Origin of the sequence: Streptomyces sp. RPA4-2, assembly GCF_012273515.2 — a bacterium.
Classification (GTDB): domain Bacteria; phylum Actinomycetota; class Actinomycetes; order Streptomycetales; family Streptomycetaceae; genus Streptomyces; species Streptomyces kaempferi.
Genome location: NZ_CP050975.2, coordinates 2,550,806 through 2,577,105 on the forward strand (window position 1 = coordinate 2,550,806; position 26,300 = coordinate 2,577,105).

At 70.5% G+C, this 26,300-nt stretch carries 19 protein-coding genes and 1 tRNA gene; 13 read left to right on the forward strand and 7 right to left on the reverse strand.

The window, feature by feature from the left end:
* Positions 1 to 87: 87 nt before the first annotated feature.
* A complete protein-coding gene (locus HEP85_RS10950; RefSeq protein ID WP_168527615.1) occupies positions 88 to 1,050 on the forward strand; it encodes a right-handed parallel beta-helix repeat-containing protein in 963 nt (320 codons plus the stop codon).
* 92 nt (positions 1,051 to 1,142) lie between these two features.
* On the opposite strand, the gene rpsA is transcribed toward HEP85_RS10950, so the two are convergent.
* Positions 1,143 to 2,642, reverse strand: coding sequence for a 30S ribosomal protein S1 (rpsA, locus tag HEP85_RS10955; protein ID WP_168527616.1), 1,500 nt, complete (start codon positions 2,640 to 2,642; stop codon positions 1,143 to 1,145).
* Between the two features lie 336 nt (positions 2,643 to 2,978).
* On the opposite strand from rpsA, the gene HEP85_RS10960 reads away from it, so the two are divergent.
* A complete protein-coding gene (locus HEP85_RS10960; RefSeq protein WP_168527617.1) occupies positions 2,979 to 3,848 on the forward strand; it encodes a class I SAM-dependent methyltransferase in 870 nt (289 codons plus the stop codon).
* Between the two features lie 157 nt (positions 3,849 to 4,005).
* Positions 4,006 to 6,546, forward strand: a complete 2,541-nt coding sequence (gene hrpB / locus HEP85_RS10965) for an ATP-dependent helicase HrpB (RefSeq protein WP_329526114.1) — start codon at positions 4,006 to 4,008, stop codon at positions 6,544 to 6,546.
* On the opposite strand, the gene HEP85_RS10970 is transcribed toward hrpB, so the two are convergent.
* The 3 genes from HEP85_RS10970 to HEP85_RS10980 form a co-directional block, all read right to left on the reverse strand.
* Positions 6,536 to 7,528, reverse strand: a complete 993-nt coding sequence (locus tag HEP85_RS10970; RefSeq protein ID WP_168527618.1) for a DUF3068 domain-containing protein — start codon at positions 7,526 to 7,528, stop codon at positions 6,536 to 6,538. The genes hrpB and HEP85_RS10970 overlap by 11 nt on opposite strands.
* A 21-nt stretch (positions 7,529 to 7,549) precedes the next feature.
* Positions 7,550 to 7,684 (reverse strand): SPW_0924 family protein, encoded by a 135-nt coding sequence (locus tag HEP85_RS10975; protein WP_168527619.1) that lies wholly within the window; start codon positions 7,682 to 7,684, stop codon positions 7,550 to 7,552.
* Positions 7,685 to 7,873: 189 nt separating this feature from the next.
* Positions 7,874 to 9,607, reverse strand: a complete 1,734-nt coding sequence (locus HEP85_RS10980; RefSeq protein WP_168527620.1) for a lytic transglycosylase domain-containing protein — start codon at positions 9,605 to 9,607, stop codon at positions 7,874 to 7,876.
* A 255-nt stretch (positions 9,608 to 9,862) separates the two neighbouring features.
* Here HEP85_RS10980 and HEP85_RS10985 point away from each other — a divergent pair, with 255 nt between their 5' ends.
* Entirely contained in the window at positions 9,863 to 10,717 is an 855-nt protein-coding gene (locus HEP85_RS10985) for a DUF4184 family protein (protein ID WP_329529078.1), read from the forward strand.
* Here HEP85_RS10985 and HEP85_RS10990 read toward each other — a convergent pair.
* Positions 10,638 to 11,480, reverse strand: a complete 843-nt coding sequence (locus tag HEP85_RS10990) for a hypothetical protein (protein ID WP_369657679.1) — start codon at positions 11,478 to 11,480, stop codon at positions 10,638 to 10,640. The genes HEP85_RS10985 and HEP85_RS10990 overlap by 80 nt on opposite strands.
* 415 nt (positions 11,481 to 11,895) lie before the next feature.
* On the reverse strand, positions 11,896 to 14,622 hold the full coding sequence (gene polA / locus HEP85_RS10995; protein WP_168527622.1) for a DNA polymerase I: 2,727 nt from the start codon (positions 14,620 to 14,622) through the stop codon (positions 11,896 to 11,898).
* A 123-nt stretch (positions 14,623 to 14,745) separates the two neighbouring features.
* Between polA and HEP85_RS11000 the strand changes: the two genes are divergently transcribed.
* The 7 genes from HEP85_RS11000 (at position 14,746) to HEP85_RS11030 (ending at position 24,515) form a co-directional block, all read left to right on the forward strand.
* Positions 14,746 to 17,025 carry an FdhF/YdeP family oxidoreductase gene (locus HEP85_RS11000; protein ID WP_168527623.1) on the forward strand — a complete coding sequence of 760 codons (2,280 nt, stop codon included), beginning with the start codon at positions 14,746 to 14,748 and terminating at the stop codon, positions 17,023 to 17,025.
* Between the two features lie 54 nt (positions 17,026 to 17,079).
* Positions 17,080 to 17,568, forward strand: coding sequence for a PaaI family thioesterase (locus tag HEP85_RS11005; protein ID WP_168527624.1), 489 nt, complete (start codon positions 17,080 to 17,082; stop codon positions 17,566 to 17,568).
* A 1,030-nt stretch (positions 17,569 to 18,598) separates the two neighbouring features.
* Positions 18,599 to 19,819 (forward strand): branched-chain amino acid ABC transporter substrate-binding protein, encoded by a 1,221-nt coding sequence (locus tag HEP85_RS11010; protein ID WP_168527625.1) that lies wholly within the window; start codon positions 18,599 to 18,601, stop codon positions 19,817 to 19,819.
* A 130-nt stretch (positions 19,820 to 19,949) separates the two neighbouring features.
* Positions 19,950 to 20,882: a branched-chain amino acid ABC transporter permease gene (locus HEP85_RS11015; protein WP_168527626.1), complete on the forward strand. Its 933-nt coding sequence runs from the start codon at positions 19,950 to 19,952 to the stop codon at positions 20,880 to 20,882.
* 5 nt (positions 20,883 to 20,887) lie between these two features.
* Positions 20,888 to 22,684, forward strand: a complete 1,797-nt coding sequence (locus tag HEP85_RS11020) for a branched-chain amino acid ABC transporter permease (RefSeq protein WP_168533523.1) — start codon at positions 20,888 to 20,890, stop codon at positions 22,682 to 22,684.
* A 5-nt stretch (positions 22,685 to 22,689) separates the two neighbouring features.
* Complete coding sequence (locus HEP85_RS11025) at positions 22,690 to 23,802, forward strand: ABC transporter ATP-binding protein (RefSeq protein ID WP_168527627.1); 1,113 nt, start codon at positions 22,690 to 22,692, stop codon at positions 23,800 to 23,802.
* A complete protein-coding gene (locus tag HEP85_RS11030; protein ID WP_153291150.1) occupies positions 23,799 to 24,515 on the forward strand; it encodes an ABC transporter ATP-binding protein in 717 nt (238 codons plus the stop codon). The genes HEP85_RS11025 and HEP85_RS11030 overlap by 4 nt, the downstream gene beginning before the upstream one ends.
* Before the next feature lie 76 nt (positions 24,516 to 24,591).
* Here HEP85_RS11030 and HEP85_RS11035 read toward each other — a convergent pair whose 3' ends face one another.
* Complete coding sequence (locus tag HEP85_RS11035; protein WP_168527628.1) at positions 24,592 to 25,242, reverse strand: ANTAR domain-containing response regulator; 651 nt, start codon at positions 25,240 to 25,242, stop codon at positions 24,592 to 24,594.
* Between the two features lie 98 nt (positions 25,243 to 25,340).
* On the opposite strand from HEP85_RS11035, the gene HEP85_RS11040 reads away from it, so the two are divergent.
* Together HEP85_RS11040 and HEP85_RS11045 are read left to right on the forward strand one after the other, a co-directional pair.
* Positions 25,341 to 25,415 (forward strand) — tRNA-Leu (locus HEP85_RS11040).
* A gap of 106 nt (positions 25,416 to 25,521) precedes the next feature.
* Positions 25,522 to 26,298: a helix-turn-helix domain-containing protein gene (locus HEP85_RS11045; protein ID WP_168527629.1), complete on the forward strand. Its 777-nt coding sequence runs from the start codon at positions 25,522 to 25,524 to the stop codon at positions 26,296 to 26,298.
* Positions 26,299 to 26,300: the final 2 nt, after the last annotated feature.

Below are 26,300 nucleotides of genomic sequence, written 5' to 3' on the forward strand. Positions count from 1 at the left end.
CCCCTTACGTTCATATGGGCGCCCGAAGTTCACGTACAAGAACGAACGAATCAGTCTTCTGCGGACCGACGGGAAGGTCACCCCCACATGCGTATCCGACGTACGCTCCTCCTCCCCCTGCTCGGCGCGACACTGGCCACGGGCGGGGTGCTGGCGTCAGCGCGCACCGCGGCCGCGGCCCAGACCATCGAGGTCGCCACGGCCGCCCAGCTGAAGTCGGCGCTCACCTCCGCCGCGCCCGGCGACACCATCCACCTCGCGGACGGCACGTACAACGGCAACTTCAAGACGACGACGGCCGCGGGCTCCGGCTCCCGCATCACCCTCACCGGCTCCTCGAAGGCCGTCCTCACGGCGGGCGGCGGTTACGGGCTGCACCTCAACGGCGCCTCGTACTGGACAGTCCGCGGCATCACCGTCACCGGTGGCCAGAAGGGCATCATGATCGACTCGGCGAAGGGCGTCGTCGTCGACTCGGTCACCGTCCACGGGCTCGACATGGAGGGCGTCCACTTCCGCAACTCCAGCACGGACGGCGCGATCAGGAACTCGAAGATCTACGACACCGGCAACGACGGCCGCGGCATGGGCGAGGGCGTCTACGTCGGCACGGCCGGCGGGACCTCGGACAAGAGCGACCGCGTCGAGATCAGCGGCAACACCATCGGCCCGGACGTGGGCGGCGAGAACGTCGACATCAAGGAGGGCACGACGGGTGCGCGCATCACCGGCAACACCTTCGACGGCAGCGGTCTGACCGGCGCCAACTTCGACGACTCCTGGGTCGACGTGAAGGGCAACGACGTCCTCGTCGAGAACAACAGGGGCACCGCCACCACGAACGACGGCTACGAGACCCACACCCAGCAGTCCGGCTGGGGCTGCGGCACGGTGTTCCGCGGCAACACCTCGGACCTGCGGGGCGCGTCGGGCGACAAGCAGCTGGCGGTCAACGTCACGAACTACAGCTCCTCGTGCAGGACCACCGTCTATGCGTCGAACACGGTGACGGGCGGCAAGGGGCTCACCAACATCACGGTGACGCCCTGACCCGACCCGGACAACCGGCCCCCCATGGAAGTGGGCCCGCACCGAATCGGTGCGGGCCCACTTCTTTCAGCTACTGCCTAGCGGGGAGCCTTTCAGCTCTGGCCGCCGGCGAGCTTCTCGCGCAGGGCAGCCAGGGCCTCGTCCGACGCCAGGGCGCCGGAGGTGTCGTCCGACTCCGAGGAGTACGAACCGCCACCGGAGGCGGCCGGAGCCGCGCTGGAGGTGCTGGCACCCTCGGCCTCGGCCTGGGCGTCCGCCTCGCGGGACTTGATGACCTGAGCCTGGTGCTGCTCGAAGCGGGTCTGCGCCTCGGCGTACTGCGTCTCCCACACCTCACGCTGGGACTCGAAGCCCTCGAGCCAGTCGTTGGTCTCGGGGTCGAAGCCCTCGGGGTAGATGTAGTTGCCCTGGTCGTCGTACGACGCGGCCATGCCGTACAGGGTCGGGTCGAACTCGACCGAGGCCGGGTCGGCACCGAAGGCCTCGTTGGCCTGCTTCAGCGAGAGGCTGATGCGGCGGCGCTCGAGGTCGATGTCGATGACCTTGACGAAGATCTCGTCGTTGACCTGGACGACCTGCTCCGGGATCTCCACGTGGCGCTCGGCCAGCTCGGAGATGTGGACCAGACCCTCGATGCCCTCGTCCACGCGGACGAACGCACCGAACGGAACGAGCTTCGTGACCTTACCCGGGACGACCTGACCGATCTGGTGCGTCCGGGCGAACTGCTGCCACGGGTCTTCCTGCGTCGCCTTGAGCGACAGGGAGACACGCTCGCGGTCCATGTCGACGTCGAGGACCTCGACGGTGACTTCCTGGCCGACCTCGACAACCTCGGAGGGGTGGTCGATGTGCTTCCAGGAGAGCTCGGAGACGTGCACCAGACCGTCGACGCCACCCAGGTCCACGAAGGCACCGAAGTTGACGATCGAGGAGACGACGCCGGAGCGGACCTGACCCTTCTGGAGGGTGGTGAGGAACGTCTGACGGACCTCGGACTGGGTCTGCTCCAGCCAGGCACGGCGGGACAGGACCACGTTGTTGCGGTTCTTGTCCAGCTCGATGATCTTGGCCTCGAGCTCCTTGCCCACGTAGGGCTGGAGGTCGCGGACACGGCGCATCTCGACGAGGGAAGCCGGCAGGAAGCCACGGAGGCCGATGTCGAGGATGAGACCACCCTTGACGACCTCGATGACGGTACCGGTGACGATGCCGTCCTCTTCCTTGATCTTCTCGATGGTGCCCCAGGCGCGCTCGTACTGGGCGCGCTTCTTCGAGAGGATCAGGCGGCCTTCCTTGTCCTCCTTCTGGAGAACAAGGGCTTCGATCTCGTCACCGACGGCGACGACCTCATTGGGGTCGACGTCGTGCTTGATCGAGAGCTCGCGGCTCGGGATGACACCTTCGGTCTTGTAACCGATGTCGAGCAGGACCTCGTCCCGGTCGACCTTCACGATGACGCCGTCGACGATGTCGCCGTCGTTGAAGTACTTGATCGTCTCGTCGATCGCGGCGAGGAAAGCTTCCTCGTTACCGATGTCGTTGACCGCTACCTGCGGCGTGGTAGAGGTGGTCTCGGTGCTGCTCGTCATGTGGGAAAGGGCTCCGGTACGGACAGTGAGTCGTAGGTACTGCTTGCGCCAGGAGCCCGTTTCGCTCTGCAGAAGGCCGGACAGCCAAGGAAGCGCCAAACCCGGGCCGTGTTCTTCCGAACACCACCGGTGGCGCCTCGAAAACCGAGGGGACATACATACAGATGCGAGCGCAGCCTGCTACGTCTGAGGTGCGCAGGCCCGCAGCGCAACTTGTAGCATACGGGGGCAGCCGGGCAGGGTCAATGCGCGAAGGCGCACACCCGGGGCGGATCGCCGCATTCCCGGCACAAGACCTGTCTCACGAGGCCACGCGGGCCCTCGCCGGCCCCTGCCGTGACACCCCCGAGACGGGCCGAAGGGCCGAGCCCGCAGATTAATACGAGGGAGCCGATCATCCAAGAGCCCGAGCAGTCCGAGTCCGAAGCCACCCGACGCGACGCGGACGTCACGGAGAGTTCCCGCGCCAATCGCGGCTGGTGGGACCGGAACGCGGACGACTACCAGATCGAGCACGGCACGTTCCTCGGCGACGACCGCTTCGTATGGGGCCCCGAGGGCCTCGACGAGGTGGAGGCCGAACTGCTCGGCCCGCCGGAGGACCTCAAGGGGAAGGACGTCCTGGAGATCGGCGCCGGTGCGGCCCAGTGCTCGCGCTGGCTGGCGGCCCAGGGCGCCCGCCCCGTCGCCCTGGACCTCTCCCACCGCCAGCTCCAGCACGCGCTGCGCATCGGCGGCCCGGTGCCGCTGGTGGAGGCCGACGCGGGCGCGCTGCCCTTCGCGGACGGCTCCTTCGACCTCGCGTGCTCCGCGTACGGGGCGCTGCCGTTCGTCGCCGACCCCGTGCGGGTGCTGCGCGAGGTGCGCCGCGTCCTGCGTCCCGGCGGGCGCTTCGTCTTCTCCGTGACGCATCCGCTCCGCTGGGCGTTCCCGGACGAGCCGGGCCCGGAAGGACTGTCGGTCTCCGCCTCGTACTTCGACCGCACTCCGTACGTCGAGCAGGACGACGAGGGCCGCGCGGTGTACGTCGAACACCACAGGACGGTGGGCGACCGGGTGCGTGACGTGGTGGCCGGCGGCTTCCGACTCCTGGACATCGTCGAGCCGGAGTGGCCCGCCTGGAACACCCAGGAGTGGGGCGGCTGGTCCCCGCTGCGCGGGAACCTGATCCCGGGGACCGCGATCTTCGTGTGCCTGCGGGACTGAGGCCGCCCCCACCGTTCGCCCCCGGCTCCCCCGTTCACAGGGATGTCCGTACGCACCGTTCACAGAGGTGTCCGTATGCACCGCACGCGCGCGTGCGGTGCATACGCGCGCGAGGCGTGTTTGACGCTCGTACAAGACCTCGTACGAGACTGGGGGCGTGATCCGTACCGACGCCCTCGACCGGCTGCCCGTCCGCTCCGCCGTGCCCGCGCTGCGCGACGCCCTGGAGGAGCACGGCACCGCGGTGTTGTGCGCCCCGCCGGGCACCGGCAAGACGACGCTCGTGCCGTTGGTCCTCGCCGGTCTCGTCGGCGGGGGCCCGGCCCGCCGGGTGCTGGTCGCCGAACCGCGACGGATCGCGGCCCGGGCCGCGGCCCGGCGGATGGCGTGGCTGCTCGGCGAGCAGACCGGCGGGAACGTGGGCTACACGGTGCGCGGGGAGCGGGTCGTGGGACCACGCGCGCGCGTGGAGGTCGTCACGACGGGAGTGCTCCTCCAGCGGCTGCAGCGGGACCAGGAGCTCGCGGGCGTCGACGTGGTGGTCCTCGACGAGTGCCACGAACGGCATCTGGACGCCGACACGGTGGCGGCCTTCCTCCTGGACGTCCGGGCCGCGCTCCGGCCCGAACTGCGGCTCGTGGCCGCGTCCGCGACGACCGACGCCGAGGGCTGGGCCCGGCTGTTGGGCGGCGCGCCGGTCGTCGAGGCGCAGGGGGTCTCGTACCCGGTGGAGGTGGTCTGGGCGCCTCCGGCCCGGCCCGTACGCCCCCCGCACGGCATGCGGGTCGACCCCGCTCTGCTCGCGCACGTGGTGTCGGTGGTGCGGCGGGCGCTGGCCGAGCGCGACGGGGACGTGCTGTGTTTCCTGCCCGGCGTGGGCGAGATCGCGCGGGTCGCCGGTCAGTTGGGGGGCCTCGGCGGGATCGACGTGCTCCAGGTGCACGGGCGGGCGCCCGCGGCGGTGCAGGACGCGGTACTGGCGCCGGGTACCGGGCGCCGGGTGGTCCTGGCCACCTCCGTCGCGGAGTCGTCGCTGACGGTGCCCGGCGTGCGGGTGGTCGTGGACTCGGGGCTCGCGCGCGAACCCCGGGTGGACCACGCGCGCGGGCTGAGCGCGCTGACCACGGTGCGGGCCGCGCAGGCGGCCGGACGGCAGCGGGCCGGGCGGGCCGGCCGTGAGGCACCGGGCCGGGTGTACCGCTGCTGGTCCGAGGCCGAGGACGCCCGTCTCCCGCGCTTTCCCGCACCGGAGATCAAGGTGGCCGATCTGACGGCGTTCGCCCTGCAGGCGGCCTGCTGGGGCGATCCGGAGGCGGCCGGGCTGGCGCTGCTGGACCCGCCGCCGGCCGGCGCGATGGCGGCGGCGCGGTCCGTCCTGTCGGCGGTGGGCGCGGTGGACCCGGCGGGGCGGGCCACTCCGCGGGGTGTCCGCATGTCCCGGCTGGGCCTGCACCCACGGCTGGCGCGGGCGCTGCTGGACGCGGCGCCCGAGGTGGGCGCGGACCGGGCGGCCGACGTGGTCGCCCTGCTGAGCGAGGAGCCGCCGCGGGAGTACGGGGACGATCTCGCGGCGGCCTGGCGGACGGCCCGGCGGGGCGGTGACGCCTACGCGGCGCGCTGGCGCACCGAGGCGCGCCGACTGCGTTCGGGCACCAGGGACGCGGCGGAGAAGGCGCCCAAGAACCTGCCGCCGGACACGGTCGCGGGTGGCCGGGCCGACCTCGGGGACGACCGCGTCGCCGGGCTGGTCGCCGCCCTCGCGTTCCCCGAGCGCCTCGCGCGGGCGCAGGGCGGCTCGTACCTGATGGTGAACGGGACCCGCGCCGACATCGGCGACGGCTCCGCACTGCGGGACGCGCCCTGGCTGGCCGTCGCCGTGGCCGACCGTCCCGTCGGCGCGGGGCACGCGCGCGTGCGGCTCGCAGCGGTGGTGGACGAGGGGACGGCTCGGCGCGCCGCCGCGAGCTTCGCCGCCGAGGGCGAGGAGGTCCACTGGTCCGAGGGCGATGTCGTCGCGCGGCGGGTCGAACGGCTCGGGGCGGTGGAGCTGGCGGTGCGCCCGCTCAGGAACGCCGACCCCGGGCTCGTGAGAGAGGCGCTGCTTGAGGGGCTGCGGGCGGACGGACTCGGGCTGCTGCGGTGGTCCCCGGACGCCGAGGCGCTGCGCCGGCGGCTCGCCTTTCTGCGGCTGCATCTCGGCGCGCCCTGGCCCGATGTCGGCGACGACGCGCTCCACGCGCGCGTGGCGGAGTGGCTGGAGCCGGAGCTGAGCCGCGCGCGGCGGCGGGCCGATCTGTCGCGGATCGACGCCGGGCAGGCCCTGGCGCGGCTGCTGCCCTGGGCCACCGGTGAGGCCGCCCGGCTGGAGGAGCTCGCGCCCGAGCGGATCGAGGTGCCCAGCGGGTCCAGGATCCGGGTCGACTACGGCAATCCCGAACAGCCCGTCCTCGCCGTCAAGTTGCAGGAGATGTTCGGCCTCCACGCGTCACCCGCCGTGGCCGGGGTGCCCGTACTCGTCCATCTGCTGTCGCCCGCGGGGCGGCCCGCCGCGGTCACCGCCGACCTCGCCTCCTTCTGGAAGGACGGCTACCGGGCGGTCCGGGCCGAGCTGCGCGGCCGTTACCCCAAGCATCCGTGGCCCGAGGATCCGGCGGCCGCGGAGCCGACGCGTCATACGAACGCGCGGCTCAGGCGCTGACCGGCTCGGACCGTTCGGCCCGGTCGGGGGCGGGATCGTCCGGGCGGCGGCCGCGCGCCTCCAGGTAGAGGGAGAGGGACAGCAGGGCCGCGCCCAGGAGCAGCAGGCCCCAGGGGAGGTAGGAGGTCATCAGCAGGACCAGGGTGCGGTTGGACTTGACCAGGGCGACGGTGTGCTCGATGTAGTCCTCGCGCATCTTCACGTGCCCGGAGAAGGCGGTCACCTTGGCGCGGCCGCCGAGCAGGGTGCCGCCGCGCAGTTCCTCCTTGTGGATCTCCTCGCCGTAGACGGGTGCCCCGGTGACCGGTTCGACCCAGAACCTGCGGACGGTCGTGTACCAGCGTGTCGTACCGGTCTTGGCGACCGACTGCGCGGTGATGCCCTGGACGGGCATGACCTTGGGGAACGCGACCTTCGTCCAGGGGATCGTCTGCTCGAAGTAGTAGACCTCGACGCCGCGGAAGGTCCGGGTGCCCTCGTAGTGGATGGGGGCCGAGGTACGGGTCTGCGCGTCGAAGTACTCGTAGTCCCGCTTCTCCGTCCGGAAGGGCCACTTGAACTCGATGCCGTCGCGCCGGACGGGGTCGCCGTCGACCGACTCGCCGGTCGCGTGGACGGGTTCCTGGGTGTGGGCGTCGAAGATGTAGCGCTCGGGGAGCTTGGAGACCATCTTCCCGTCGGGGCCCTGCACATAGGACAGGGAGTCCCAGACGACGACGTCACGGCCCGCCGTCCGCTCGATCCGGTCGGAGGCCTCGACGTTGCCCTTGAGGGTCTGCACGACGGTGACCTCGGGGACCTTCTTCGCCTTCATGGTGCCGTAGTCGAGCAGGGTCGCGTCCTTCGCCTCCAGGACCATGTCCTGGTACTGGCCGGCGGGGATCTTGGCCACCCGCGGGAAGACGTACCAGCGCAGCAGCGGGGACAGCGCCGCGCAGAACACGGCGAGGGCGAGCAGGATCAGGCTGGCCTTGCGGCGCATCTGGACGGCCCTCCCGGCTGGTTACGGATGCTTGGGGACGGTGGTGAGCAGTGGCTTCGGCGACGTCCCGCCGGCCGGTGAGCCCATGGCGGTGATGGTGAACACCAGGGCGAGCGCCACGGCAAGACCGGTCGCGGCGGCGATGAGGGCACGCATGCGGGGCCTCCCGTGAACCTGGAGCTGATGCATCGTCAGGTCGGGCACCGTAGCAACGGCGGGCCGAGATGAGAACACGTCGCGCACACGACGAGGGCGCCCCTCCGCCGGAAGCGGAGGGGCGCCCTGGTGGCGCGGGGCCGCACATGGCCCTGGTGGCCCTGGCGGGACCACGAGGGCCGTGCCGGACTACGGCGTGGCCGTGCTCGACGGTGAGGCCGTGGTGGACGGTGTGGCCGTGGCGGCCGGGGCCACCGTCAGTTCGACCGTCAGCGTCGCGCCGCCCGTGGTGGTGACGCGGAGCAGGAACGTGCCGGCCGTGTCGTCCGCGTACAGCTTGGGGAGCTTGAGCGCGCCGTCGGCGTCGGTCGTGAGGTCCGTGAGGGTGCGGACCGTCTTGCCGTCCGCGTCCTTGAAGTACGGGCCCTTGTCGTTCTCGGTCGCGTCGACCGCCGACTTCACGAGCGTGGCGGTGGCCGCGACCTTCCCGGCGGCGGCGCCCTTGTAGGTGGCCTTCAGCTGGACCTGGTCGGCGAATTCGCCGCCCGCTACGCAGGTCAGCGGGGTGTCGCCGGTGCGGGTCAGGGCGTCGGCCTGCCGCGGCGTGACGGTCGCCGCGTAGTCGAGTCCGCCCAGGGTGCGGCCCACGACGGTGGCGCGGACCGTGAAGCCGCCGGTCTTCTCGCCCGCCACGAGCGCGGGAGCGGTCGCCGTGCCCTTGCTGTCGGTGACGAGCGTGGCGACGCTCTCGCCGCCCGTGAAGGTGGCGTCCGTGTCTCCGACGATCAGGAACCGGACGCGGACCTTCGCGACCGCCTTGCCCGCCTTGGTCTCGGTGCGCACCGCGACCTTGGTGCCGAAGGACTGGCCCGCCGTCGCGGTGAGCTTTGCGGTGCCCGCGTCCTCCAGGTGGTCCACCGTCTCGGTGGCCGTGGGCGGCGTGGGCGGCTTGGGCGGCGGCGAGGTCGAGGGGGAACCGGGCGTGGACGGGCTCGTCGAACCGCCGCCGGGCTTGGGGCTGCTCGGCTTCGAGTCGGGCGTCGACGGAGTGGACGGCGACGGGTCCGGGCTCGCCGAGGAGTCGCCGCTGTTGTGCGAGGGCAGGGTGCCCGTGCCGTTCGGGACCTCGTGGGTCCCCTTGCGGTAGTACTCCAGCCACGACAGCACCGTGTTGAGGTAGGCCGTCGAGTTGTTGTAGCTGAGGATCGCCGCGTTCATGTGCGCCTGCACGGACAGGTCACGGCCGGCCCGGCACAGGTAGTGACCGGCCGCGAGTGCCGCGTCGTAGACGTTGTTGGGGTCCTTCTTGCCGTCGCCGTTGCCGTCACGGCCCGCCCACGCCCAGGTGGAGGGGATGAACTGCATGGGGCCCACGGCGCGGTCGTACGCGCTGTCGCCGTCGTACGCGCCGTTGTCGGTGTCACCGATCAGCGCGAAGCCGTTGCCGTCGAGCTTGGGGCCGAGGATCGGCGAGTACGTCGTGCCGTTCGCGTCGACTCGGCCGCCGCGCGCCTGCCCGGACTCGACCTTGCCGATGGCCGCGAGGAGTTGCCAGGGCAGATTGCAGCCCGGCTTGGACTCGCGCAGCGAGGTCTCGGCCTTCTTGTAGGCGTCGAGCACGGTCGCCGGTATGCCGGCCTCGGCCTCGCCCACCGAGACGGGTGTCCCGATGGTCGGCGTCGGGCTCGGGCTCGGGTTCGGGCTCTTCAGCGGCGGCAGGTCGGTGTAGTAGGGCGAGTTGCCGGTCGCTCCGCCCTCGCCGCCGGTGCTCGCGTCGGCCGAGGGCTGGGCACCGGCCGCCTGTCTGCCGAGGTCCGCGGTGGCCACTCCGGGTGCCTGGGAAGCGGACAGGGCCGCGACCGCTGCCGCGGCCACGGCGGTGGACGCCGCTCCCTTGCGCAGTCTGCCGAAATGCGCCGCCATTGAGTGAACCCCTCCCGTGGACGACCGCCCGCGCTCCGCGCGTTCGCTGGCACTGTGACGCAGGTGACCCTACGACAACTTCCGTCGCCCGGGCACCCGTTCGTGCCCGATTTTCACCGGTTGGCCATGTTCGATTGTCCGCTGGGACACGTACCCCGCGCGGGCCGTCCGCACCTTCTCACGCGTCTCTCATAATGGCCTTCGGTGATCACCGAGGGCGACGCCTTCGAACGACGTCAGCCACAGGGGGACGTTTTGCCCTTCACTCTCAGCCACGCCGCGGCCGTACTGCCCGCCGTGCGGGGCGACGGAAGCGGCCGGAGCCGACTGGTGCCGGCGGTCCTGGTGGCCGGCTCCTTCGCTCCCGACATGACCTATTACGCGGCGAGTGCGGTACCCGGAGCGATGGAATTCGGCGAGTTCACGCACTCGTTCACCGGTGTCCTCACCTTCGACGTGCTCATCGCCTGGGCCCTCGTGGGCGTCTGGCTGGTCCTGCGCGAGCCGCTGGTGGCCCTGCTGCCGCGGACCCGTCAGGGGCGCCCCGCGGGGCTGCTGCGCTGCGGGACGGCCCGCCGGGAACCCAGCCCGTCCCTGGCGCTGTGGTGGTACGCGTCGGCCGCGCTCGGCGCGCTGACGCACGTCGTGTGGGACGCGTTCACGCACCACGACCGGTGGGGGGTGCGCCTGCTGCCCGCGCTGGGGCGGGACGTCGGGGGCACACCCCTGTTCACGTACGCGCAGTACGGCACTTCGATGGCGGCGGCCGTGGTGATCACGCTCTTCGTGGTCGTCGCGCTGCGGCGGACACCGCACGGCGAGCCGGTGGGGGTGCCGGCGCTGTCGCGTGCCGACCGGTGGCTCGCCGCCGCCGTGGTCGGCGGCTGCGCGGTCGTCGCCGGCACGCAGCGGGCCGCTCGCTGGTGGGCCTACCAGGGCTCCGGCGCGAAACCCTGGGAACTGATCCCGGCCCTGTGCTTCGGCGCGGGCGCGGGTCTCGTCCTCGGCCTCGCGCTGTACGCCGTCGGCGTCAGGGTGTGGCGTCCCGCCCCGGTTCGTCCCGGCCCGGCAGCCACGCGTACGGAGCCGAACCGTCCGGCACCCCGCTGACCCCGCTCCGCGGGGCGGGGTGCCGGACGCGGCCGCGTCCCTGGCCCAGGCCGCGGTGGACGGCGCGGGCGAAGCGCCCGATGGTGCGGGCTCCGTACGCCGTCGTCGGGTTGTCGTGCGACAGGACGACGATGCGGCAGGTTCTGCCGGTGCCCGTGAACGCGCCGACACTGTGCACCCGCCAGCCGCGCGCGGGCCGGGGCGGCCGGCCGTTCTCCCGGTGCGCCCTCGGACCGGGACCGCCCGGCATCCCGGCGGCCCCGCTCCGGCGTGCCGCGCCGCGGACGTGGCGGAGCAGGCTCAGGCCGTGGACGCCGGTCCGCAGGAAGGAACGGGAGCCGGCGACCACGTCCGGCAGGCGCAGGGCCGCGACGGTGTCCGAGACGGTGACCAGGGGGCGGAGGGCGGCGAGCTCCCACCGGTCAAGGGTGTGCCGGAGCGCCTCCGCCCGCCGCGGCATGGTCTCCATGGCGGTGCCCTCGGCGAAGCTCTCCGTGTCGTACTGACACTCGCTCGCGAGATCACAGGTCGGGCCGGTGCCGGCGGCGTGCACCGGCAGGGCGCGGGTGCCCCGGCGTGCGGCCGGTGCCGCCCCGATGGCACGGGACGCGGGCCCGGCGAGCTCGGGGGCGCGGCCGGAACGGCGGGCCGCGGGCGTCTGAGCGGTGCTCGCGCTCGCGGCCACCGCGGGCACCGGCGCGAACAGCGCCGGGACGACGCCCGCGGGGAGGGCCGTGCGGCGGTGGAGTATGCGTATACCCATGCCCGCATCCTTGCGGTCCCCCCGCGCGGGGGGCGTCTTTGCGAGGGCCACGCGAGTGACGGGCCCTCCGGGGGTTGAACGGGACACGGTGCCCCCTGCCTCCGGGTCCCCCGAGCCACCGGGACCCCGGGCCCCGGCCGCGTACGAGCCTCCGGGTTCCCGGGCCTCCGGGTTCCCGGGCCTCTGGGCTGCGGGTCCCCGAGCCCTGGCCGTCGGGCACCGGTCCCCGGTCAGGCACGCAGGGCGCCGTCTTCCATGGGCCACCGCCGGGGGCAGGTTCGGCGCCGGGGGGGGCCGCCGTACGCGGCCGGTGCCGCGACGGACCGGGCCCGGCACCAGATGGTGCCGGGCCCGGTCCGGTGACGGTGCAGGCTCCCCGGTCCGCGGTCACCCGGAACCTCGGTCGCCGAAGCGGCTAGTGCGCCGCCGATTCCCAGTCGGCTCCCGAGCCGACGGAGACGTCGAGCGGAGCCCGGAGATCGACGGCGGACGCCATCTCGCGGCGCAGGAGCTCCTCGGTCTTCGCGCGCTCCCCCGGGGCGATCTCCAGGACGATTTCGTCATGGACCTGGAGGAGCATGCGGGACTTCAGACCGGCCTCGCGCAGCGCCCGGTCGACGTTCAGCATCGCGATCTTGACGATGTCCGCGGCCGTGCCCTGGATCGGCGCGTTCAGTGCCATGCGCTCGGCCGTCTCGCGACGCTGACGGTTGTCGCTGTTCAGGTCGGGCAGATAACGACGCCGCCCGAAGAGGGTCTCCGTGTACCCCGTGGCACGCGCCTCGTCCACGACCCGGCGCAGATAGTCGCGGACACCGCCGAAGCGCTCGAAGTACGTTTCCATCAGGGCCCGTGCCTCGCCCGCGTCGATGTTCAGCTGCTGGGACAGACCGAACGCCGACAGCCCGTACGCCAGGCCGTACGACATGGCCTTGATCTTGCGTCGCATCTCCGCGTCGACCCCCGGGCGCTCGACCGAGAACACCTGGGACGCCACCGTCGTGTGCAGGTCCTCGCCCGACGTGAACGCCTCGAGCAGGCCCTCGTCCTCGGACAGATGGGCCATCACCCGCAGCTCGATCTGGCTGTAGTCCGCGGTCATCAGCGACTCGAAGCCCTCACCGACCACGAAGCCGCGGCGGATCGCGCGGCCCTCCTCCGTACGCACCGGGATGTTCTGCAGGTTCGGGTCCACCGACGACAGGCGGCCCGTCGCCGCCACCGTCTGGTTGAAGGTGGTGTGGATCCGGCCGTCCGCGGCGATCGTCTTGATCAGGCCCTCGACGGTCACGCGCAGCTTCGCCTGCTCGCGGTGGCGGAGCATGATGACGGGCAGCTCGTGGTCGGTCTGCGTGGCCAGCCAGGCCAGCGCGTCCGCGTCCGTCGTGTAACCCGTCTTCGTCTTCTTCGTCTTGGGCAGATCGAGCTCCCCGAAGAAGACCTCCTGGAGCTGCTTGGGCGAGCCGAGGTTGAACTCGTGGCCCACGGAGGCGTGCGCCTCCTTCACCGCCTGCTGCACGGCGGCACCGAACATCTGCTCCATGGCCTCCAGGTGCGCCCGGTCGGCCGCGATGCCGTACCGCTCCAAGCGCGCCAGCAGCGCCGACGTGGGCAGCTCCATGTCCCGCAGCAGATCGGCCGCGCCGACCTCCGGCAGCTTCTCGTCGAACGCCTCGCCGAGGTCGAGGATCGTGCGGGCCTGCGCCATCAGCGCCTCGGCCTCGGCGCCGTCGTCCGTGCCGAAGGCCAGCTGCCCGTCGGCCGCGGCGGCCGGACCCAGCTCCCGCCCCAGATACTCCAGCGACAGCGCGTCCAGCGCGAAGGAACGGCGACCCGGCTTGACCAGATAGGCGGCGAGCGCGGTGTCCATGGACACGCCCTCGACGCTCCAGCCGTGCTCGGCGAAGACCCGCATCACGCCCTTGGCGTTGTGCAGCACCTTGGGCTTCGCGGGGTCGGCGAGCCACTTCGCGAACGCGTTCTCGTCGCCCTCGTCCAGCTCCGAGGGGTCGAACCAGGCTGCCGCCCCCTCCGCCGCGGCGAGCGCGATCTCCGTCACCGAGCCGGCGCCCAGCGCCCACGCGTCGACCGTGGCCAGACCCAGGACCGCGGTGCCGTGCTCGGCGAGCCACGGCTTCAGCTCGCCCGCGCCCAGCACCGCGCCGTCCAGCTCGACACCGGCGGCGACCGGCGCCGCCGCCTCGGCCTCCTGCGCCCCCGGGTCGACGGCGAACAGGCGCTCACGCAGCGAGGGGTTACGGATCTCCAGGGTGTCCAGGACCATCGTCACGGCCGTACGGTCGTACGCCGCGCGCTCCAGATCCGTGACCGCCCTCGGCAGCTCCACGTCCTTCACCATCTCCGTGAGACGGCGGTTGAGCCGCACCGCCTCCAGGTGGTCACGGAGATTCTGGCCGGCCTTGCCCTTCACCTCGTCGACGCGCTCGACCAGCTCCGCGAACGAACCGAACTGGTTGATCCACTTCGCGGCCGTCTTCTCACCGACACCGGGAATGCCCGGCAGGTTGTCCGACGGGTCGCCGCGCAGCGCCGCGAAGTCGGGGTACTGCGCCGGCGTCAACCCGTACTTCTCGACGACCTTCTCCGGAGTGAACCGGGTCAGCTCGGAGACACCCTTCGTCGGGTACAGGACCGTCGTGTGCTCCGAAACCAGTTGGAAGGAGTCACGGTCGCCGGTGACGATCAGGACCTCGAAGCCCTCCGCCTCGGCCTGCGTGGCGAGCGTGGCGATGATGTCGTCGGCCTCGAAGCCGTCCACCGCGAAACGCTGCGCGTGCATCGCGTCCAGCAGCTCACCGATCAGCTCGACCTGGCCCTTGAACTCGTCCGGGGTCTTCGACCTGTTCGCCTTGTACTCCGTGAACTCCTCGGAGCGCCAGGTCTTGCGCGAGACGTCGAACGCCACCGCGAAATGCGTGGGCGCCTCGTCGCGCAGCGTGTTCGCCAGCATCGACGCGAAACCGTAGATCGCGTTCGTCGGCTGGCCGCTCGCGGTCGTGAAGTTCTCCGCGGGCAGCGCGAAGAACGCGCGGTACGCCAGCGAGTGCCCATCCATGAGCATCAGTCGCGGACGGCTCGTACCCGCGGGCTTCTCGGTCTTCTTCGATGCTGTTTCTGCCACGCCCCCGATCCTGCCACGCCCCACTGACAGCGCGGACCGTCCGGGACCGGCCGCACACGTTGTCCCCACCGCGTGCGAGGATCGAACAGGTACCGCACACAGGCACGCGAAAGGGGTTCAGCGATGGCCGGCAAGCCGCCCAAGAGCGATCCGGTTCAGGACGCGCCGCAGATCGCCGAACCGAAGCACGCCGCGGCCGGGCTGCCCGCGATCGGACACACCCTGCGGATCGCCCAGCAGCAGATGGGCGTGCGCCGCACCGCGCTCACCCTGCTCAGGGTCAACCAGAAGGACGGCTTCGACTGCCCCGGCTGTGCCTGGCCCGAGCCGGAGCACCGGCACACGGCGGAGTTCTGCGAGAACGGCGCGAAGGCGGTGGCCGAGGAGGCGACCCTGCGCCGGGTCACCCCCGAGTTCTTCGCCGAGCACCCCGTCACCGACCTCGCCGGCCGCAGCGGCTACTGGCTCGGACAGCAGGGCCGCCTCACCCACCCCATGTACCTGCCCGCGGGAGCCGACCACTACGAGCCGGTGACCTGGGAGCGCGCCTTCGACATCGTCGCCGAGGAGCTCACCGCCCTCGGCTCCCCCGACGAGGCCCTCTTCTACACCTCCGGACGCACGAGCAACGAGGCCGCCTTCCTCTACCAGCTCTTCGCCCGCGAACTCGGCACGAACAACCTCCCCGACTGCTCGAACATGTGCCACGAGTCCTCGGGATCCGCGCTCTCCGAGACCATCGGCATCGGCAAGGGCAGCGTCCTGCTCGACGACCTCCACCAGGCGGACCTGATCATCGTCGCCGGGCAGAACCCCGGCACGAACCACCCCCGCATGCTCTCCGCCCTGGAGAAGGCCAAGGCCAACGGCGCGAAGATCATCAGCGTGAACCCGCTCCCCGAAGCGGGCCTGGAGCGCTTCAAGAACCCGCAGACCCCGCAGGGCATGCTCAAGGGCGCCGCCCTCACCGACCTCTTCCTGCAGATCCGCCTCGGCGGCGACCAGGCCCTCTTCCGCCTCCTGAACAAGCTCGTCCTGGACACGGAGGGCGCCGTCGACCAGGAGTTCGTCACCGAGCACACCCACGGATACGAGGAGTTCGCGGCCACCGCCCGTGCCGCCGACTGGGACGAGACGCTCACCGCGACCGGCCTCACCCGCGCGAAGATCGACGAAGCCCTGGCCATGGTCCTCGCCTCACGGCGCACCATCGTCTGCTGGGCCATGGGCCTCACCCAGCACAAGCACTCCGTGCCGACGATCCGCGAAGTCGTCAACTTCCTGCTGCTGCGCGGCAACATCGGCCGCCCCGGCGCGGGCGTCTGCCCGGTCCGCGGCCACTCGAACGTGCAGGGCGACCGCACCATGGGCATCTTCGAGCGCCCCGCCCCGGCCTTCCTGGACGCCCTGGAGAAGGAGTTCGGCTTCGCCCCGCCCCGCGAACACGGCTACGACGTCGTCCGGGCCATCCGCGCCCTGCGCGACGGCGACGCGAAGGTCTTCTTCGCCATGGGTGGCAACTTCGTGTCCGCCTCCCCCGACACCGAGGTCACCGAGGCCGCCATGCGCCGCGCCCGCCTCACCGTGCACGTGTCGACGAAGCTCAACCGCTCGCACGTGGTCACCGGCGCGCGTGCGCTGATCCTGCCCACCCTCGGCCGCACCGAGCGCGATCTCCAGGGCGGCGGCGAGCAGTTCGTGACCGTCGAGGACTCCATGGGCATGGTCCACGCCTCACGCGGCCGCCTGCAGCCCGCGAGCACCCACCTGCTGTCCGAACCGGCCATCGTGTGCCGCCTCGCCCGCCGCGTGCTCGGCGACGACTCCCGCACCCCCTGGGAGGAGTTCGAGAAGGACTACGCGACCGTTCGCGACCGCATAGCGCGCGTGATCCCCGGCTTCGAGGACTTCAACACGCGCGTGGCCGACCCCGCGGGATTCGCCCTCCCGCACGCCCCGCGCGACGAACGCCGCTTCCCGACCGCCACGGGCAAGGCCAACTTCACCGCCGCGCCCGTCGAGTACCCGAAGCTCCCCGAGGGCCGGCTGCTGCTGCAGACCCTGCGCTCGCACGACCAGTACAACACCACGATCTACGGCCTGGACGACCGCTACCGGGGCATCAAGAACGGCCGCCGGGTCGTCCTGGTCAACCCCGAGGACGCACGCTCGCTCGGCGTCGCCGACGGCTCGTACGTCGACCTGGTCAGCGAGTGGCAGGACGGCCTGGAGCGGCGCGCCCCCGGCTTCCGCGTCGTGCACTACCCGACCGCCCTCGGCTGCGCGGCCTCCTACTACCCGGAGACCAACGTCCTCGTCCCGCTCGACGCCACCGCCGACACCAGCAACACCCCGGCCAGCAAATCCGTCGTGGTCCGTCTGGAACAATCGGCCACCGACTGAGCGTTTGCTCAGGAAGTCAGCCAGAGAGATCCACGACGATCGGAGCCGGCCCCCATGGGCGAGCAGAGCCACGTGAAGTTCCCGCAAGAGGTCCTCGACGAGTACGCCGCGCTCGGCGTCGACCTGCCCGCCCTCTTCTCTGCGGGCCACCTCGGCACCCGCATGGGCGTGCAGATCGTCGAAGCCTCCGCGGACCGGGTCGTCGGCACCATGCCCGTGGAGGGCAACACCCAGCCGTACGGACTGCTGCACGGCGGCGCGTCCGCCGTCCTCGCGGAGACCCTCGGCTCCGTCGGCTCCATGCTGCACGGCGGCAGCACCAAGATCGCCGTCGGCGTCGACCTGAACTGCACCCACCACCGCGGGGCGCGCTCCGGGCTCGTCACGGGCGTGGCCACACCCGTCCACCGGGGGCGCTCCACGGCCACGTACGAGATCGTCATCACGGACGAGGACGGCAAGCGCGTGTGCACCGCACGCCTGACCTGTCTGCTCCGGGACGTGAAGCCCGGCGACGAACAGCACGTGCGTTCCCAGGGCTGACGCGCGACCGCGCACGAACGCCGGATGATCCCGCCTGCCCACCCGCCCGCCGCACCGGCGGACGCGTGGGCAGGCGGACGGACAGGACGGGCGGACGGCTGTACGGGCGGACGGCCGTACGAGTGGACGGCGAGGCCCGCACGACGCAGGTACGGACGTAGCTGACAGGTACGGGTACGGTTTAAGCCGCGACCGCGGCCGAGTCGGCGCGACACGGCGGGAGTTGAGCCTCACCCCGCCGCCCCGACCCCGCCCGCCCCGCCGACTCCCCCCCGGAGCTTAAGCCGGACCCGCGCCCCGCCCGCACCCCTGCCGCGACCACCCCCTCCACGTCTGCCACTCCCTCAAGACGCCACCTCCGCAAGGAACATGGGGCACGCCGGGCGCCAACTCCGCCCGGACGAGACCGAGTCACAGGCCACCCCACCCGACTCGGCCCACCCGCAACCCCGTTGCGACGCATCCACCGCATACGGGATCACCACCACCTTCACCGGACTTCAGGCCCGGACCCCACCGCACGCGCCCTTTACCGCGCACGCCGGGACAACCCACCGGATCACGGTCCACACCTCCGTGACCGAGCGTTCCGGACTCCCCCTCGACGCCGAACCCCGCCGCGCCCGACGTAACGCTGCGTAACACGCGCGCAATACAGCACCGGAGTTCCCCCCTCGAAGCCCAGTACTCCAGGGATCTTTCCGCGCTCCTCCACGCGACCTGCGACGCCGTCCGACCCGGACGCTCACCCACGCACAACCGGAAGTGCGAATTCTCAACATGTGGACTTCGCGGAAATTCCGCCAAACCGGCCGAGAGCACCCTTCCTCGAAGCTCACCAACCAGCACGTCATAACAAGAAAGTCACAAGCCAGCCCACCACGATGCCGGGGCCCACAGACAGGCTTAGAGTCACGGCCAGTCACCGCGCCGCCGGGCGCGTCTGCAGCACGGCATCTGTAACACCAGTACGGCCCGGCGAGACTCACAGCGGCTCAGCCGAGCTGCTGCGCCAGGGAGAGGAATCATCGTGCGACAGCGTTCTTTGGTCATACTCACCTCCGTGCTCACCACGGGAGCACTCACGCTGACCGCCTGCGGTTCGCGCGACGACGGTGGGAACAAGGACAGCGGCAAGAAGACCGAGATCATCATCGGCGTCGACGCCCCGCTGACCGGTCAGAACTCCGCCACCGGCCTCGGCATCCAGGGCGGCGTCCAGATCGCCGTCGACGACGCCAACAAGAACAACACCGTTCCCGGCGTGACCTTCAAGGTCCAGGCGCTCGACGACAAGGCGATCCCCGCCAGCGGCCAGCAGAACGCCACCGCCCTCGTCGGCAACGACAAGGTGCTCGGCGTCGTCGGCCCGCTCAACTCCGGTGTCGCCACCCAGATGCAGCAGGTCTTCGCGACCGCCAACCTGGTCGAGATCTCGCCCTCCAACACGGCGCCCGAACTCACCCAGGGCAAGAACTGGCAGACCTCGAAGTCCCGCCCGTTCAAGACGTACTTCCGCACCGCCACCACCGACGCCCTCCAGGGCGGCTTCGCGGCCGAGTACGCGACCACCACGCTCAAGAAGAAGAACGTCTTCGTCGTCGACGACAAGCAGACCTACGGCGCCGGCCTGGCCAAGCTGTTCAAGGCCGGCTTCACCAAGGGCGGCGGCAAGGTCGCGGGCGAGGACCACGTCAACACCGGCGACACCGACTTCTCCGCCCTCGTCACCAAGATCAAGAACTCCAAGGCCGACCTCGTCTACTACGGCGGCCAGTACGACGAGTCCGAGAAGCTCACCAAGCAGCTCAAGGACGGCGGCGCCAAGATCCCCGTGTTCGGTGGCGACGGCATGTTCAGCGACACCTACATCCAGACCGCCGGCAAGACCTCCGAGGGCGACCTCGTCACCTCGGTCGGCCAGCCTGTCGACTCCCTGGCCTCCGCCGCGGACTTCATCAAGAAGTACAAGGCCTCCGGCCTCAAGGGCGACTACGGCACCTACGGCGGTTACTCCTACGACGCCGCCACCGCCATCATCAAGGCGATCGGCAACGTCGTGAAGGACGGCAAGGTCCCCGACGGCGCCCGCGCCAAGATCGTCGACGAGGTCCAGAAGACGAAGTTCGACGGCATCGCCGGCCCCGTCTCCTTCGACGAGTTCGGTGACACCACCAACAAGCAGCTCACCGTCTACCAGGTCGTCGCCGGCAAGTGGAAGGCCGTGAAGAGCGGCACGTTCAACGGCTGACCCGATCTGATCCCATCGGATCCGATCCGCCGCTAGTACAACCCCAGGGCCGCGCGGCCTCGACCACACGTCACCGCGCGGCCCGCTCCATACTCCCGTTCACTCTCCCCACCCACATGGAGGCCATGCGGTGAACACCCTGCCGCAGCAGCTGGCCAACGGGCTGTTCCTCGGCTCGATGTACGGGCTGATCGCCATCGGCTACACGATGGTGTACGGCATCGTCCAGCTCATCAACTTCGCCCACGGCGAGATCTTCATGACCGGAGGCTTCGGCGCACTCACGGTCTACCTCTACGTCCTGCCCGACGGCACATCCATGTGGATAGCCCTTCCGGCGATGCTCATCGGCGGTGGCCTCGTCGCCGTCCTGATCGCCGTCGGGGCGGAACGGTTCGCCTACCGTCCACTGCGCGGCGCACCACGCCTCGCACCACTCATCACCGCCATCGGCCTCTCCCTCGCACTCCAGCAGGCCGTCTTCAACTGGTACCCGAACGCCAAGACCGACCGCAAGTTCCCCCAACTCGACTTCGGCCCCTGGCACCTCGGCTCCATCAGCGTCCAGAGCGGCTCCGTCTTCGTCATCATCGCCGCCCCCCTCTGCATGGCGGCCCTCGCCCTCTTCGTCCGCATGTCCCGCACCGGCCGCGCCATGCAGGCCACCGCCCAGGACCCGGACACCGCCCAGCTCATGGGCATCGACACCAACAAGATCATCGTGATCGCCTTCGCGATCGGCGGCTTCTTCGCCGCCGTGGCCGCCATCGCCTACGGCCTGCGCTACGGCACCATCCAGTACAACATGGGCTTCCAGATGGGCCTCAAGGCCTTCACCGCGGCCGTCCTCGGCGGCATCGGCAACATCTACGGCGCCATGATCGGCGGCCTCGTCCTCGGCCTCGCCGAAACCATGGCCACCTCCTACATCGACGGCATCCCCGGCATGCAGCAGCTCGGCGGCGGCGGCTGGTCCTCCGTCTGGGCCTTCGTCCTCCTCATCCTCGTACTGCTGTTCAGACCACAAGGTCTGGTCGGCGAACGCGTCGCGGACAGGGCGTGAGCACCATGGCAACCACCGAGAACACCGCAGAGAACACCACCGGGGCCACCGCACCCACGGCCGGCCTGATCGCCCTCCCGCAGACGGCCGCCCGCGTCCTCATCGCCGTCGGCGCCATCGGCACCATCGCCAGCACCTTCATGTCGTGGACCTACACGGCCGACTTCCCCGGCGACCTCACCTACTACGGCTCCCCCGCCGGCCTCCAGGTCCTCGACCTCGTCGCGGGCGCCCTCGCCCTCCTCTTCGCGCTCACCCACTACGGCATCCGCGGACTGCGCTGGCTCAACCCGACCGCCGCCACCGCACCGGTCGTCCTCGCCACCGCCTCCGCGTTCGCCATCAGCTGGTTCAGCGCCATCGCCATCGCCGTCGACCTCAAGGGCCTCGTCGCCCTCGACCCCGGCGCCTACGTCGCCGCCGTCGCCTCCCTCATCGCCCTCCTCGGCGCCCTGGCACTCCCCAAGCCCGGTGACACCTTCAAGGACTACGTCACCAAACCCGAACACCTCCCCACCGCCACAGCACTCCCCGCCTGGGGCGAACGCCTCGTCATCACCGGCGCCACCGCCGTCGCACTGATCGTCTTCACCTACGGCATCGGCGTCGACCCCGACGCCAGCGAGACCTTCATCGGCTACCTGCTGCTCGTCGTCCTCGGCGTCTGGGCACTCCAGGCCGCCGGACTCTTCGACCGCTTCGCCCAACTCAACGCCCAGCACAAGGGATTCGCCACCTCCATGGCGTTCCTCGCCGCGGCGATCTTCCCCTTCGTGGAGAACGACGAACACAACGCCAACCTCGGCGTGAACATCCTCGTCGTCGCCACCGTCGCCCTCGGCCTCAACATCGTCGTCGGCCTCACCGGGCTCCTCGACCTCGGATACGTCGCCTTCCTCGGCGTCGGCGCCTACGCCGCCGCCCTCGTCTCCGGCTCCGAGTTCTCCCGCTTCTCCGGCGTCCAGTTCCCCTTCTGGGCCGCCATGCTCACCGGCATGGCCGCATCGCTCGTCTTCGGCGTCCTCATCGGCGCCCCCACCCTGCGACTGCGCGGCGACTACCTCGCCATCGTCACCCTCGGCTTCGGAGAGATCTTCCGCATCACCGTCAACAACCTCGACGGCTCCTCCGGACCCAACCTCACCAACGGCCCCAACGGCATCTCGATGATCCCGGACCTCAACATCTTCGGGTTCAACTTCGGCAACGCCCACGAGATCGGCTCGCTCACCCTCGGCCGCTTCGCCAACTACTTCCTGCTGATGCTGATCATCACCGGCATCGTCGTGATCGTCTTCAACCGCGCCGCGGACTCCCGCATCGGCCGCTCCTGGATCGCCATCCGCGAGGACGAGACCGCCGCCACCGCCATGGGCATCAACGGCTTCCGCGTCAAGCTCATCGCCTTCGCACTCGGCGCCTCCCTCGCCGGCCTCGCCGGCACCGTCAGCGCCCACGTCGGCTACAGCGTCAACCCGGCCCCGTACCAGTTCGCCGGCTCCGTACCCCCGAACTCCGCGTTCCTGCTCGCCGCGGTCGTCCTCGGCGGCATGGGCACCGTCAACGGCCCCATCCTCGGCGCCACCCTGCTCTACCTCCTCCCCGAGAAGCTCGGCTTCCTGAAGGAGTACCAGCTCTTCGCCTTCGGCCTCGCGCTCGTCATCCTCATGCGCTTCCGCCCCGAAGGCATCATCGCCAACCGTCGCCGCCAACTCGAGTTCCACGAGACCGACGAGACCATCGACATCCCCGAACAGGGCCTGCCCGACTCCACCGTCGGCGTCACCAAGGCAGGGGCGTGACCCACATGACCACCACCACAGCCCCCAGCCCCGTCCTCGAGGCCAGCGGCGTCACCATGCGCTTCGGCGGCCTCACCGCCGTACGCAGCGTCGACCTCACCGTCAACAGCGGCGAGATCGTCGGCCTCATCGGCCCCAACGGCGCCGGCAAGACCACCTTCTTCAACTGCCTCACCGGCCTCTACGTCCCCACCGAGGGCAAGGTCTCCTACAAGGGCACGGTCCTGCCGCCCAAGCCCCACCTCGTCACCAGCGCCGGCATCGCCCGCACCTTCCAGAACATCCGGCTCTTCGCCAACATGACCGTCCTGGAAAACGTGCTCGTCGGCCGCCACACCCGCACCAAGGAAGGCCTCTGGTCCGCCCTCCTGCGCGGCCCCGGCTTCCGCAAGGCCGAAGCCACCTCCCGCGAACGCGCCATGGAACTGCTGGAGTTCATCGGCCTCGCCCACAAGGCCGACCACCTCTCCCGCAACCTCCCCTACGGCGAACAGCGCAAGCTCGAGATCGCCCGCGCCATGGCCAGCGAACCCGGCCTGCTCCTCCTGGACGAGCCCACCGCCGGCATGAACCCCCAGGAGACCCGCGCGACCGAAGACCTCGTCTTCGCCATCCGCGACCGCGGCATCGCCGTCCTCGTCATCGAGCACGACATGCGCTTCATCTTCAACCTCTCCGACCGCGTCGCCTGCCTCGTCCAGGGCGAGAAACTCGTCGAAGGCACCTCGGACGTCGTCCAGGGCGACGAACGCGTCATCGCCGCCTACCTCGGCACCCCCTTCGAAGGCGCCCCCGGCGCCGACGAACTCGCCGAGGTCGAGGCAGCCGAAGCCGGCGGCGCCACCACAGCGGCGGCCACGCCGGCCGAGGCCACCGTGCCCGCACAGGCCACGGAACCGGCCGCAGAGACGGACACGCCGGAGACCACGGAAACGGCACCGGCCACGGAGACCGCCGAACCGGCAACGGCCACGGAAACGCCGGAGACCACGGAACCCGGCGAAACCCCGGACTCCCCCGACGCCCCGGCAACCCCCGACGCCACCGAGACCCCGGAAGCCGCCCAGGACGACGCCTCCGCGGAAAGCACCACCAGCAAGGAAGGAAACGCCCAGTGACCGCACTGCTCGAGGTCGAAGACCTCAAGGTCGCCTACGGCAAGATCGAAGCCGTCAAGGGCATCTCCTTCTCCGTCGAAGCCGGCCAGATCGTCACCCTCATCGGCACCAACGGCGCCGGCAAGACCACCACCCTGCGCACCCTCTCCGGCCTCCTCAAGCCGACCTCCGGCCGCATCACCTTCGACGGCCAGCCCCTCGACGGCATCCCCGCCCACAAGATCGTCTCCCTGGGCCTCGCCCACTCCCCCGAGGGACGCCACATCTTCCCCCGGCTGACGATCACCGAGAACCTCCAGCTCGGAGCCTTCCTCCGCACCGACAAGGCAGGCATCGAGAAGGACATCCAGCGCGCCTACGACCTCTTCCCCATCCTCGGGGAACGCCGCAAGCAGGCCGCGGGAACCCTCTCCGGCGGCGAACAGCAGATGCTCGCCATGGGCCGCGCCCTCATGTCCCAGCCCAAACTGCTCATGCTCGACGAACCCTCCATGGGCCTCTCACCGATCATGATGCAGAAGATCATGGCCACCATCGCCGAACTCAAGTCCGACGGCACGACCATCCTCCTCGTCGAACAGAACGCCCAGGCGGCGCTCTCCCTCGCCGACCAGGGACACGTCATGGAAGTCGGCAACATCGTGCTCTCCGGAACCGGACAGGACCTCCTGCACGACGAGTCCGTACGCAAGGCCTACCTCGGCGAGGACTAACACCCCGCCCACAGCCGAAGAGGCCCGCGCCCCTCGTGGGGACGCGGGCCTCTTCGCGCGCTCGCACGCGACGGGACTAACCCTTCGACGCCTTCTTCTCCGCGGCGTCCGCGATGACCGCCTCCGCCACCTGCTGCATCGACATCCGACGGTCCATCGACGTCTTCTGGATCCACCGGAACGCCGCCGGCTCCGTCAGGCCGTACTCCGTCTGCAGCACCGACTTCGCCCGGTCCACCAGCTTCCGCGTCTCCAGCCGCAGACTCAGGTCCGCGACCTCCTGCTCCAGCTGCTTCAACTCCGCGAACCGCGACACGGCCATCTCGATCGCCGGCACCACGTCACTCTTGCTGAACGGCTTCACCAGGTACGCCATCGCGCCCGCGTCCCGCGCCCGCTCCACCAGATCGCGCTGCGAGAACGCCGTCAGCATCAGAACAGGGGCGATGCCCTCCTCCGCGATCTTCTCCGCCGCCGAGATCCCGTCCAGCTTCGGCATCTTCACGTCGAGGATCACGAGGTCCGGCTTGTGCTCACGGGCCAGCTCGATGGCCTGCTCACCGTCCCCCGCCTCACCCACGACGGAGTAGCCCTCTTCCTCGAGCATCTCTTTCAGGTCGAGACGGATCAGCGCCTCGTCCTCGGCGATGACGACACGGGTCGTCAGCGGAGGCACGTGCGACTTGTCGTCGTCGGCGACGGGCTGGGGCGACTCGGGGGCGGTCACGGGGGCTCCTCGTTCAGGGGCGGGTACTGCTCCCAAGAGCCTACCTAGCTGCGGTAAGGTGGTGGCCCGAGGGGTTGAGCTAATCCTTCCTTTCCAAGGCCCCAGTACTCCAACCGGTTAGAGAGGCCGCTCTCAAACAGCGGACAGTGTGGGTTCGAATCCCACCTGGGGCACTTTTCCTTCATTTCCAAGGTTGTCACCGTAAAGCGGATGTTCCCATTCTCGTGAACATCCGCTTTTTGCTGCATGCCGTCGGAAACACTCGCACAAAGTGGCCACATGTACGACGTGGGCACACGCAAACGAGCTCTGGCGCTGATCGCTCAGGGGTGCAGCCTGAACTCCGTGAGCAAGGAGACCGGGGCCTCCCGGTCCGCGATCCGTTCGTGGCAATCACGCCTCGACCCGCTCCCGCGGATGCTGAACGCTCCGTGTGCCAGGTGCGGCCCGATGACCATGGCGCCTCCCGACACGGCGGCCTACAGCTACCTCTTGGGGCTCTACCTCGGTGACGGGTGCATCAGCCCACACCGACGAGCGGGCTACTTTCTCCGCATCGCCTGTGCCGACGCCTGGCCAGGTCTGATCGAGACGTGCACCGCCGCTGTCGAGGCGACCAACCCCAGCGGGAAGTCGAGCCGGGTCCAGGAGGTCGGGTACGTATCGGTCGTCGGGTACAGCCGGCACTGGCCCTGCCTCTTCCCCCAACACGGCCCCGGCAAGAAACACGAGCGCCCCATCGACCTCGAACCCTGGCAGCAGGAGATCGTCGGCGCCCACCCCTGGGAATTCGTCCGGGGACTCGTCCACTCCGACGGATGTCGGATCACCAACTGGACCACCCGCATGGTCGGCGGTGAACGCAAGCGCTACGAATATCCCCGGTACTTCTTCACCAACGTGTCCGACGACATCCGGCGGCTCTACACCGACACCCTCGACACGCTCGGCGTCCGGTGGAGGCACTGCACCCGCGGCGGAAACCCGTACAACATCTCCGTCGCCCGTAAGGCCTCCGTCGCCCTCATGGACGCCCACGTGGGCCCCAAGTACTGACG